Origin of the sequence: Alicyclobacillus hesperidum subsp. aegles (assembly GCF_027923525.1) — a bacterium.
Lineage (GTDB): Bacteria > Bacillota > Bacilli > Alicyclobacillales > Alicyclobacillaceae > Alicyclobacillus > Alicyclobacillus aegles.
On record NZ_BSBJ01000049.1, the window covers coordinates 1 to 11,997 of the forward strand.

Sequence of the window (11,997 nt, forward strand, 5' to 3'; positions counted from 1 at the left end):
GGTATTCCTCCACATATCTACGCATTTCACCGCTACACGTGGAATTCCCCTTGCCTCTCCAGCACTCAAGTCATGCAGTTTCCAAAGCCATCCCATGGTTGAGCCATGGACTTTCACTCCAGACTTACACAACCACCTACGCACGCTTTACGCCCAGTGATTCCGGACAACGCTTGCCCCCTACGTATTACCGCGGCTGCTGGCACGTAGTTTGCCGGGGCTTCCTCACTCGGTACCGTCTCCTAAGGAGCTTTCCACTCTCCTTATCGCTCTCCCCGAGCAACAGAGCTTTACAACCCGAAGGCCTTCTTCGCTCACGCGGCGTTGCTCCGTCAGGCTTTCGCCCATTGCGGAAGATTCCCTACTGCTGCCTCCCGTAGGAGTCTGGGCCGTGTCTCAGTCCCAGTGTGGCCGGTCACCCTCTCAGGTCGGCTACGCATCGTCGCCTTGGTGAGCCGTTACCTCACCAACTAGCTAATGCGCCGCGGGCTCCTCTTTCAGCGCTGCATTTGCAGCTTTCCTCACAAGAAGATGCCTCCTCGTGACCTATCCGGCATTAGCACCCGTTTCCGAGTGTTATTCCGGTCTGAAAGGCAGATTGCCCACGTGTTACTCACCCGTCCGCCGCTGACATCCGAAGATGTCCGCACGACTTGCATGTATTAGGCACGCCGCCAGCGTTCGTCCTGAGCCAGGATCAAACTCTCAATGAAATCTCACTATCTCGCATACGCGAGACAGATGAACTGGCGTGGTGTGTGTTTAGTTTTCAAGGAGCGACGCTGCCGTTCGAGGCAGCCCAATCAATATATCACATCTCACACTTCATCGTCAACCGGTAAGTTTTGCATCGCTCACTCACTGGCGAGCTCAGCATCTTGACCGACTGGCCACCGGGCGTTGCCGTAGGGCGCCGTCCCAAGCGGCATCGACTACTATACTACGCAGGATGGAGATTGTCCACTAGAAGATGTTGGTGAACCAACTCATCTTTGAGGAACCTCACAACGCGTAGTTTGGCAAGATGAGCGCCGCCATCACAGCGGCGAAAAGCATAGTAACACCCTTCGCCGCCTGTGTCAACGTCTCAAAAAAGAGACTGTCCAACAGTTCAGCGATAGAACTGTGTCCAGCCTCCGATTTCTTCAAACCCAAGCCGTTGATAGATCCTACCCGCCTTCGGATTATCGTAAAACAAACAAAGTCCCTTGCCACGCTGGTCGTACGTTTCACAGATTTTAGCCAAGCACTGTGTGGCATATCCCTGTCCTCGATACAAGGGCCTGGTGCAAACACCTACTACCATTGCCGAAAGCGAATTCTCGGCGACAGTGGAAGCGGATGATGCAAGTTCTCCTGCTTCGCCGGGCACAAAGTAGTGCAGTCCCGTCCGCGATTGAATGGATTGCCTGAGACTTTCTCGGGTCGTTGTGCTATCCGCGAACTCGACGATGGTTCGTCGCAATTGCAACAATGCGTCAACGTGATCGAGCGTCGCTTCCTGTACCAATGAGGTATCTATGGACGGACGTGGCGCACCGGGTTTGCGTTCTGCAAAGTGGAACTCACGTGTACGACTAGGTATGTACCCAACAGCCTTGCGAAATGTCGCAAGCGACAATGAATCTCCCTGAAGCAAAGTCCATGCGGTGTTCGCCGCGAGAATGCGCACGACTTCTTCGGAGCCTTCTCCTGTTTCTGTTGAGTAAATATAGCTGCCGAAGTAGCGCAAGAGCACGGTGTGTACATCGCCCTGATCGTCGATGTACCCCCACACTTCCTGAAACGGCGCATCATAACCGTGTGCCTCAATATCACCAAGCAGAAACAGATTCTGCGACGGTCTGCGCGTCAAGAACGGCATCACCCGGTCGTGATCGCAAGCGGTCAACTTCCGGAACATTCTTTCCCCTCATTTCCCGATCCGCCGCAGTAACCGGCAGCCAAGCATGTTTCGTTATTCTTTGACGAGCGCGTTCACGACGATGAAACAGAGTACCACAAAAACTGCAAACGCAAGGTACATAGCTGCCGTATGCACAAGAAACGTCCAAAGCACATTGGTCATCGGCGTCTCCTCCTCGGATTTCATCCTAGCAAACTAAGGCGAGTATCTCCAGTGGGCGGCACGTACGACCACCCACTCGAGCGCGACTCATTCGCTTGACGAATCGCCTTCGTCAGCATCATCATCCGCGACCACCCGGCTGACGGAAGCCACTTCCTGTCCCTCATCTACGTTGATCAATCGCACGCCTTGCGTATTCCTGCTTTGCGTGGAGATATCGCGCACATGAATGCGTATTGCGACGCCTGATTGCGAAATGATCATCAGGTCGTCGTCCGCAGTAACCATGCACATTTCAATAGCCTGCCCGTTTTTCGGAGTGCAATTGATGGTCTTAATTCCTTTGCCACCCCTCGACTGCGCACGATACTCCTGCACCGGCGTACGCTTGCCGTAGCCGCGCGACGTGACCACAAGGACATCGTGATCGTCTTCTGCAACGTCCATGGCAATCACTTCATCCTTGGCACCAAGCGAGATGCCCTTGACGCCTGTTGCGGCACGCCCCATCGGACGAACGTCAGTCTCAGGGAAGCGGATGGCTAGGCCTTGGCGAGTCACCATCATGATTTCCTTTGTTCCGTCTGTCAATTTAACGCCAACCACGTCATCATCATCGCGAAGATTGATGGCAATTAAGCCGTTCTTGCGGATGTTGGAGTACTCGCTGAGCGGCGTCTTCTTGACGATGCCCTGGCGGGTTGCAAAGACGAGATTGATCCCTTCGATCTCGGCCGGATCCAACGACTTCACAGGAATCACAGCGTTAATCTTCTCATCTTGCTCGACATTCAGCAGATTCACGATCGGAATGCCACGCGCCTGCCGGCTGAACTCCGGCACGTCGTACGCCTTAATGGCATACATGCGCCCGCGATTGGTGAAAAACAAAAGATAATCGTGCGTTGATGTGACATGTAAGCCTTCGACGAAGTCTTCATCGCGCGTTCCCATGAGCGACATGCCACGTCCCCCGCGCTTCTGGCTATGGTACGTCGAAAGTGGAATCCGCTTGATATAGCCGCGATGCGTGATTGCGATCACGACGTCGTGCACGGGAATCAAATCTTCCTCGTTAATCTCGCCCTCCGCCGCGATGATCTTCGATTTCCGATCATCTCCGTACTTGTCGCGAATCTCCTTCAGCTCATCGCGAATCACGCCCAAGAGCAACGACTCATCAGCCAAAATGGAACGTAAGTAGCGAATGCGCTCCATCAACTCCGCATATTCCTGCTCAATTTTTTCACGTTCCAAGCCAGTCAAACGCTGCAAGCGCATGTCGAGGATGGCCTGCGCCTGTTCCTCGGAGAGACCGAACGAAGTCATCAGACCTTCGCGTGCTTCATCAACCGTTTGCGATGCTCGAATGAGTGCGATCACGGCGTCCAAGTGATCGAGCGCAATCCGGAGTCCCTCCAGAATGTGTGCACGCGCTTCGGCCTTGTTTAGATCATACTGCGTACGTCGCCGTACGACTTCGCGCTGGTGATTGAGATAATGGACCAGCGTCTCCCGCAGCGTCAGAATCTTTGGCTCGCCGTTGACCAGAGCCAAGTTGATAACCCCAAAGCTCGCCTGCAGGCTCGTGTGTTTAAACAAATTGTTCAACACGACCTGTGGCCGCACGTCGCGCCGCAACTCGATCACGACGCGCATGCCCTTCCGATCACTTTCGTCGCGCAAATCGGTAATACCGTCGACCTTCTTATCGCGCACCAATTCCGCGATTTTCTCGACAATGCGCGCCTTGTTCTGTTGGTATGGAATTTCCGTGACAACAATGCGCGTTTTGCCTGCCGACATCTCTTCAAAGTGCGTGACCGCACGAACTGTGATGGATCCTCGTCCCGTCTCATACGCTTTGCGGATCCCATCACGGCCGAGAATCAAACCACCTGTCGGAAAGTCGGGGCCTTTGATGACCTTCATGAGATCGTCAACCGTGGCATCAGGTCTGTCGATAAGCATGATGACACCATCGATGACCTCACGCAGGTTGTGTGGCGGAATGTTGGTCGCCATGCCCACAGCGATGCCACTCGATCCGTTGACAAGCAAATTCGGAAACCGCGAGGGCAAAACGACAGGCTCCTGCTCTTGCTCGTCATAGTTCGGGATGAAGTCGACCGTCTCTTTATTGATATCGCGTAGCAACTCGAGCGCGATCGCAGACATACGAGATTCGGTATACCGCATGGCAGCGGCCGAATCGCCATCGATGGAGCCAAAGTTACCGTGGCCATCGACTAGTGGATACCGCGTCGAGAAATCCTGCGCCAAGCGCACCAGTGCGTCGTATACGGCTGTGTCACCATGCGGGTGAAATTTACCGAGAACGTCACCTACGATACGCGACGATTTTTTATACGGTTTGTCCGGCGTCATGCCGGCGTCGTACATCGCATACAAAATTCTTCTATGGACAGGCTTAAGGCCATCGCGGACATCGGGAATTGCCCGGGCAACGATGACGCTCATCGCGTAATCCATGAACGAGTTTCGCAGCTCCTGACTGATATCGACCGGTAGGACGCCGCGAGAACTATTCTGTTCTGCCATGCCATTCACCCCTCATCGGAAATTCCCCATCTGGGCTCCCCTTAGTAGAGCGCGATCATACGTCGAGATTCCGCACATAGCGCGCGTGCTCTGCAATAAAATCCCGGCGCGGTTCGACCTTGTCGCCCATTAAGGTACTGAAGATCATGTCGGCGTCCATGGCGTCTTCCATCGTAACTTGCAGCAGGGTGCGGGACTCTGGATCCATCGTCGTCTCCCAGAGTTGATCTGCATTCATTTCCCCGAGCCCCTTATACCGTTGCAATTTCACGCCCTGTCGGCCCATTTCTTGCAACGCTTGCTCCAGTTGTGCATCCGAGTACGCATAGCGAATGACTTTGCCCTTCTCGATCTTGTAAAGCGGCGGCTGTGCGATATAGATATAGCCTGCATCGATAAGCGGTCGCATAAACCGATAGAACAATGTCAGCAGCAAAATGCGAATGTGGCTGCCGTCGTGATCGGCATCCGTCATGATGACGATTTTGTGATAGCGTGCTTTACTCAAATCAAATTCGTCGCCAATGCCTGTGCCACACGCGGTGATAATGGCCCTAATTTCCTCGTTGGACAATACCTTGTCCAAACGGGCCTTTTCGACATTGATAATCTTTCCTCGCAACGGCAGGATGGCTTGTGTTTGTGGATCTCGCCCGCCCTTTGCCGATCCGCCGGCTGAGTCGCCCTCAACCAAGTACAGTTCGGACACTTCCGGATCCTTTGAAACGCAGTCCGTCAACTTTCCGGGCAAGCTTGTGACTTCCATCTTCTTGTTGCGAGTAAGTTCACGGGCTCGTTTCGCAGCTTCTCGAGCGCGGGCCGCGAGCACGCATTTTTCGAGGATTCTCCGAGCTACGGCCGGATTCTCTTCGAGAAAGATTTGTAGGCGTTCCCCAAACAAACTTTCCACGATCCCGCGGACTTCGCTATTGCCCAACTTTGTCTTTGTTTGTCCCTCAAATTGTGGTTCCGGGACCTTAACGCTGACAACCGCCGTCAGCCCTTCGCGAACGTCGTCACCCGTCAAACTGCCGTCACTGCCCTTGATGAGGTTATTGCGACGACCATAGTCGTTGATAATGCGGGTCAGTGCACTTTTAAAGCCCGCTTCATGCGTGCCGCCTTCACCTGTGTTGATGTTGTTTGCGAACGAGTACAAGGTGGAACTATAGCCATCGTTATACTGTAAGGCGATCTCGACCGTGACCTCGTCTTTGACACCCTGTACGTAAATTGGCTCAGCAAACAGAACGTCTTTTGAATGGTTCAAGTAAAGGACAAACTCCTTGACGCCACCCTCGTAGTGGTACTCAAATCGCTTGCCACCTTCGCGTTCATCTTCGAGCACAATTTCGAGCCCAGCGTTTAAAAACGCCAGCTCCCGCAAACGGTTTTGCAAAGTCTCCGCGGAAAACTCTGTGGTCTCCGTAAAAATCTCTGGGTCCGGCCGGAACGTAACCGTCGTGCCTGTCCGATCCGTCTCACCAACAACCTTTAAATCATAAAGCGGAGTTCCGCGCTCGTATTCTTGGACGTGGATTTTGCCATCGCGATGAACCTCCACCTTCAGCCATTCGGATAGAGCATTTACAACGGATGCACCAACGCCGTGCAAACCACCTGACACTTTATATCCGGCACCACCAAACTTCCCACCGGCGTGCAGGACCGTTAAAGCCGTTTCAACCGCCGGCCGCCCTGTCTTGGCGTGAATTCCGACGGGAAACCCGGCGCCGTTGTCTATAACACTGACGCTATTATCCGGGTGAACCTGGACGACGATTCTCGTGCATCGCCCCGCCAGTGCTTCGTCGACCGCGTTGTCGACGATTTCCCAGACCAGATGGTGCAGGCCTTTAACACTGGTCGATCCGATGTACATACCAGGGCGTTTTCGCACAGCCTGCAAGCCTTCCAGGACTTCTATTTGCGACTCGTCGTACACTTGTTCTGACAACTGGGTTCCCTCCACACTCACGTCAAGACAGAGCAAAACCTCTCGGATGTTCATCTTTACAGAATCACCGAGTTTTTGCTCGTTCAGACGTTATCACAGCTTATTATACCAGAAGCGACTCGGAAGAGCCGGGCGCCATCCGCCAGCTCTCGCTCTAGGTGATATAGGCTCGTCGTTGTAATCATCGTTTGTACCTTTCGGCTCATGGACAACACAAGATTTCGCTGTCGCCTATCGTCCAACTCAGAGAGTACGTCGTCCAAGAGCAACACAGGATATTCGCCTAGTTCCTGATACATAAAGTCGATCTCGGCCAGGCGCAAAGCGAGCGCAATGGTCCGCTGCTGTCCCTGACTGGCAAAGCTTTGGACATCTTGGCCGTTTAAATAAAGCCGCAAATCGTCGCGGTGCGGACCGACCGATGTGTATCCCATCCTCATGTCTGTCGAGTGCTTACTGGCCAGTGCCTGTTCTACTCGTTCTGCAATCTCATCAATTGACAGACCTTCTTGAACCTCACCAACTGAACTCGCGTAGCGGAAAGTGAACTCTTCACGTCCTTCGGAAATTTCTTCGTAAATCTGCTTGGCGTAACGCTGTAACTCTTCCAGAAAACGCAGTCGACGGTGGAGTATGTGGGCACCATGATGAGCAAGCTGTGCGTCAAAGGACATGTAAAGAGTTGGGTCACTCGCACCGTCTTTCAAAAGCTTGTTGCGCTGTACAAGTGTGCGGTTGTAATGGGTTAGATGGTGCAAGTATAAGGGCTGGGTTTGTCCGAGTTCCACATCGAGAAACCGCCTGCGTTCACGAGGACCTGCCTTGACCAATTGGAGATCCTCTGGCGCAAAGAGTACAACCTGAAAATGACCGATAAAATCGGTCATTTTCCCTAACTGAAGGCGATTGATATACGCTTTTCGACCGTTTCCTCCAAGCTCAAGGCGAAGCGAACGAGAACCCGTACGACACTCAATGTCAGCAGTGATCGTGGCCGTATCGGCAGCCCAACGAACCATATCCCTGTCTTTATTCGTACGGTGAGATTTACCTACAGCCAGCAACAACATCGCCTCAAGCGCATTGGTCTTACCTTGCCCATTCTCGCCGCAGAACACGTTGACTTCAGGACTGAAGGTGAGCGACTGCTCTTCATAGTTGCGAAAGTTAAGCAAAGATAGGTTATGGAGTTGCATGCTCATCTCCGACCAGTCGGTAGGTCTTTGCGCCAATGACGAGAATGTCGCCAGGAACCAACTTCCGTCCGCGGCGTTGTTCTGGCTCACCATTGACACGAACGGATCGCCCTGCGAGATAGGCCTTAACCTCTCCGCCCGAAGAGACGATGTCGAGTCGTTTTAAAAGCTGCCCCAATGTGATGTACCCATCTTCTATGCGTACGTCCATGTTTACCTCCACAGCACTGGCGAAATCAGCTGGAGGATCGATGAGTCGCCTGTCTTTTCTATGACAAATGCCTGTGTTGGACCGTTAAACCGAATGTTGACTTCCGCTGCGTTGAGAGCTCGCAACGCATCCATGACATAGCGCGCATTAAATGCAATTTGCAGGTCTTCCCCTTGTCTCTGCAGGACTTGTACCGTTTCTGAGACATTGCCGATTTCCGGCGAGCTGGATGAGACCGTAATGGCGTCCTGTTCCATTTCAAGGCGAACCATGTTGTTATCGCGATCGCGCGCAATCAAAGCAGCCCGGTCAATCGCGCCGAGCATTTCATCACCTGATACGACCAGTTCGGTTTTGGCTGATGTAGGGATCAAGCGAGAAGTATCAGGATACGTGCCTTCGAGCAAGCGTGTATAAAAACTGGTCTGTCCGCAAACGAACAAACTGTGGCTGGGCGTCAGATAGATATCAACTGGCTCATCGTTGTCCGGCAAGATCTTGGCTAGTTCAACCAGTGACTTTCCTGGTATAACGGCTTCCCAGTTTGGAAGATCGGCTTGGACGACGCGATGTTTGGCCAAGCGCAGACCATCGGTTGCGACAAAAGTCAGTTCGTCATTTTTACACGTGATCGAAATCCCTGTCAAAATGGGACGCACTTCCGACGTCGCCGTGGCAAAAGCAGTCGTTTCAATCAGTCTTGCGAGTGTGGATGATGGGATTTGGGCTCCTGTGATACCGAGAAACTTGGGTAACTCGGGGAATTCATCGGCATCGATGCCATGTAGATGGAATTGCACCTTACCAGATGAAATTTCAGTCATATAGTTGCTCGCAACATGCATAGTGATTTGTGTGTCCGGAAGTTTGCGGACAATGTCGCTGAAGTAACGCGCCGGCAGCACGATGGAGCCCGGATCAAGCACGGTCAGCTGATTATGTTCATCGCTTTGGATTCGCATTTGAATCGCCAATTGCAAGTCATATGCCGTTGCAATGAGTTCATGTTCGCGAACTTCAAGCAAAATCCCTGTCAATGCCTGTTTCGGGGTACGGACTGCCACAGCCTTCGAAACGGTTTGTATCGCAAGTACCAACGCCGTTTTGGAAATGGCAAAACGCATGCACGTCGACTCCTTCCTGAGGCTGAAGATGAGCCTTAGGTGTCTCGTTTTCTTAATTTAGAATAAGTAGGTTAGATCTTTAACAAGATCGTATTCATAGTCATAGGTGCGGTGAATCATGTGGATAAGTGTCGGATCATGAAGAAATATATCATACACAGCTTGTTGATAACCGTGTGGATAAGTGCATAAATTACGTTGTCCACATGTGCATAGTTGTGTACAGATTCACATAAGCGTGCGGATGGCCTCTGCCAGTCGGTCGATGGTTGCACGCAAGTCCGCATCTTTCTCCATTTCCTCCGCGACGCGATCGCAAGCGTGCATGACTGTAGTGTGATCGCGCCCACCGAACGCCTCTCCAATGCGTGGCAACGACATGTCGGTCAATTCGCGTGTCAAATACATGGCGATTTGGCGCGGGAACGCAATATTGCGCGTGCGCTTTTTGCCACGTAAGTCGTCGATGCGCAGGCCGTAGTGATCACTGACGACTTTTTGTACCTGGTTGACCGTGACGGCGCGCGGCCGGTTGGGCTGAATAATATCTTTTAGCGCCACCTGTGCAAGTTCGGGCGTTACGTCTTCATTGACCAACGACGAGTACGCGACGACACGAATGAGTGCTCCTTCCAGCTCGCGAATATTGGAGTCGATCTGATCCGCAATATACGCAAGTACATTTTCGGAGATATCGAGTCCGTCGGACTTCGCCTTTCGCTGCAGGATAGCGATTCTGGTTTCGAGATCTGGCGGCTGAATATCGGTGATGAGCCCCCATTCAAAGCGCGATCGCAAGCGGTCTTCCAGTGTTGGGATTTCACGCGGCGGGCGATCGCTGCTGATGACAATCTGTTTTCCCGCTTCATGAAGGCTGTTGAACGTGTGAAAAAACTCTTCCTGGGTCTGTTCTTTGTTTGCAAGAAATTGAATATCGTCGATCAGCAGGACGTCTATCGAGCGATACTTGCTTCGAAACAGTTCTGTACTGCCGTCGCGAATGGCCGTGATGAATTCATTGGTGAAGCGCTCGGATGACAAATAGCGAACCTTGGCCAACGGGTTGTACTCTTTGACGTAGTGCCCAATCGCGTGCATGAGGTGCGTCTTGCCAAGGCCGACACCGCCATAAATAAACAATGGGTTGTACGCTTGTGCCGGTCGCTCCGAGACAGCCAAGCACGCGGCATGTGCGAATCGGTTGCTGGCACCGATGACAAAGGTCTCAAAGGTGTAGCGAGGGATGAGAGACGCGGTGGTATCCCCGTCCTCTTCGGTCGCCGCTTGTCCAGCTGTCTGCGCAGGTTGGCGATCCGCCGCTGGCGTCTCCAATGTTGCCGCCGTTTGTTCTTCTTTAGAAGGCGTAACGAATCGAATCCGATACTCCTGCTCTGTCAGCGCAATAATGAGGTTTTGAATCATGGATGTATAGCGCTGTTCAATCCAGTTTCGTACAAAGGTAGACGGCACAAGGACATATAAAATGCGCGCTTCCTCATCTAGCCGTACAATCTTTGTCTCTTCAAACCAGATGTTGAATGTCGGGCCGGATAAGCGCTCCTTGAGCATGATCAGCACCTGATCCCAGAGGGTATCAAGGTACGTCGCGTCTAAGCCTGCACTCATATGACAAGAAGCCCCCTAGTGATGAAAGAAAAAGTTATCCACAGCACCTGGGAGTCGAGGAATGACAAGTGACGGCAATCCTTCAAAGAGGCGTCCCTGTGGATATATTCTACGAATCTATCAACATATAAATAGGCTGTGGGAAAGGTTATCCACAACCTGTGGATAAAGCTGTGGATATAAGCGAATCATACACAGCGTCTGTGGATAACGATAGGGCTTATCATAGCAGATGAATTCAGAGTCGAGCAATGTCGAAATGTATCTTTTCCACACAATCCATAGCAAAGGGTGTCGAAGTGGATTTGGGTTGTGGAAATGTGTACGTTGCTGTGGATGGGGCGAGGTTGTGGAAAACAAAATAGAGTTATGAGATGTGTTATCCACATGTGGATAGGTGGATGGCTGTTCGATTGACAAGAGGAGTATCATTGTGTAATGTACCTAACGTCTGTCTTTTGTCTTAAGAGGGAGGTGTCCTGATGAAGCCGACCTATCAACCGAATGTACGGAAGCGCAAAAAGAACCACGGATTTCGTAAGCGGATGTCGACAAAGAACGGTCGTCGCGTCTTGGCCGCACGTCGCGCCAAGGGCCGTAAAGTTCTATCAGCGTAAGGGCCACGTTTCGTGGCCTTTTTTGATGAATGTACCGGGACTGGAGGACTGGGTTTTGCAGAGCCAGTTTCGTTTAAAGGAAAATCGCGATTTTCGCCGTGTGTTTCGGCGAGGAAAGTCGTTTGCGACAGCAAGACTTGTATTGTATTATTGCGACAATCGTCAAGATGGTGTGCGTGTTGGTTTTTCGATAAGCAAAAAGGTTGGCAATGCGGTCGTTCGCAACCGTTTAAAGCGTGTGTTGCGGGCGGTTTTTCAGACGTGGTTGCCAGAGTTGAAGGACAAGTCCATTGATATTGTAGTGGTATGCCGTACAGACGCTGCCGACGCGGATTTTCAAATTTTGTATCAAGATGTGTCGAAGCTCCTCCACAAGTCAAAAATCGTGATATGATGTGACCGGGGATGAGTACGGATGCGATGGTTGCTGATTAAGTTGATTCGCGCATACCAGTTGTTTATTTCACCGATGACGCTTCCGACTTGTCGGTTTACTCCGTCGTGTTCTGAATACGCTGTACAAGCTGTTGCGAGATTTGGGCCTGTTTACGGTAGTTGGCTCGCGGTTCGCCGATTGGTTAAATGCGGTCCATGGCATCCAGGCGGCGTTGACGAAGTTCCGCAGGCAAAGTAGGG

10 protein-coding genes and 1 rRNA gene are annotated in these 11,997 nt (G+C 52.1%); 3 read left to right on the forward strand and 8 right to left on the reverse strand.

The window, feature by feature from the left end:
• The 8 genes from QMF38_RS09735 to dnaA form a co-directional block, all read right to left on the reverse strand.
• Window positions 1-713: ribosomal RNA gene (locus QMF38_RS09735) — 16S ribosomal RNA — on the reverse strand; the annotation flags it as partial.
• Window positions 714-1,111: 398 nt separating this feature from the next.
• A complete protein-coding gene (locus tag QMF38_RS09740) occupies window positions 1,112-1,903 on the reverse strand; it encodes a GNAT family N-acetyltransferase (protein ID WP_281759315.1) in 792 nt (263 codons plus the stop codon).
• Window positions 1,904-2,155: 252 nt separating this feature from the next.
• Window positions 2,156-4,630 (reverse strand): DNA gyrase subunit A, encoded by a 2,475-nt coding sequence (gene gyrA, locus QMF38_RS09745; protein ID WP_281759316.1) that lies wholly within the window; start codon window positions 4,628-4,630, stop codon window positions 2,156-2,158.
• Window positions 4,631-4,685: 55 nt separating this feature from the next.
• Entirely contained in the window at window positions 4,686-6,641 is a 1,956-nt protein-coding gene (gene gyrB, locus QMF38_RS09750; protein WP_281759317.1) for a DNA topoisomerase (ATP-hydrolyzing) subunit B, read from the reverse strand.
• A gap of 29 nt (window positions 6,642-6,670) precedes the next feature.
• Window positions 6,671-7,783, reverse strand: a complete 1,113-nt coding sequence (recF, locus tag QMF38_RS09755) for a DNA replication/repair protein RecF (RefSeq protein WP_281759318.1) — start codon at window positions 7,781-7,783, stop codon at window positions 6,671-6,673.
• The gene (locus QMF38_RS09760) at window positions 7,770-7,994 is read right to left on the reverse strand and encodes an RNA-binding S4 domain-containing protein (protein WP_281759319.1); all 225 of its coding nucleotides are present in this window, start codon (window positions 7,992-7,994) and stop codon (window positions 7,770-7,772) included. The genes recF and QMF38_RS09760 overlap by 14 nt, the downstream gene beginning before the upstream one ends.
• Before the next feature lie 2 nt (window positions 7,995-7,996).
• A complete protein-coding gene (dnaN, locus tag QMF38_RS09765) occupies window positions 7,997-9,118 on the reverse strand; it encodes a DNA polymerase III subunit beta (protein WP_058095369.1) in 1,122 nt (373 codons plus the stop codon).
• Window positions 9,119-9,346: 228 nt separating this feature from the next.
• Window positions 9,347-10,744, reverse strand: a complete 1,398-nt coding sequence (dnaA, locus tag QMF38_RS09770; protein ID WP_281759320.1) for a chromosomal replication initiator protein DnaA — start codon at window positions 10,742-10,744, stop codon at window positions 9,347-9,349.
• A gap of 482 nt (window positions 10,745-11,226) precedes the next feature.
• Between dnaA and rpmH the strand changes: the two genes are divergently transcribed.
• From rpmH to yidD, 3 genes are read left to right on the forward strand one after another with little or no spacing between them, the layout of a single operon-like run.
• Complete coding sequence (gene rpmH, locus QMF38_RS09775) at window positions 11,227-11,361, forward strand: 50S ribosomal protein L34 (RefSeq protein WP_040288739.1); 135 nt, start codon at window positions 11,227-11,229, stop codon at window positions 11,359-11,361.
• A 55-nt stretch (window positions 11,362-11,416) separates the two neighbouring features.
• Window positions 11,417-11,755 (forward strand): ribonuclease P protein component, encoded by a 339-nt coding sequence (gene rnpA / locus QMF38_RS09780; protein WP_040288738.1) that lies wholly within the window; start codon window positions 11,417-11,419, stop codon window positions 11,753-11,755.
• Between the two features lie 21 nt (window positions 11,756-11,776).
• On the forward strand, window positions 11,777-11,995 hold the full coding sequence (gene yidD, locus QMF38_RS09785; RefSeq protein WP_040288737.1) for a membrane protein insertion efficiency factor YidD: 219 nt from the start codon (window positions 11,777-11,779) through the stop codon (window positions 11,993-11,995).
• Window positions 11,996-11,997 lie beyond the last annotated feature (2 nt).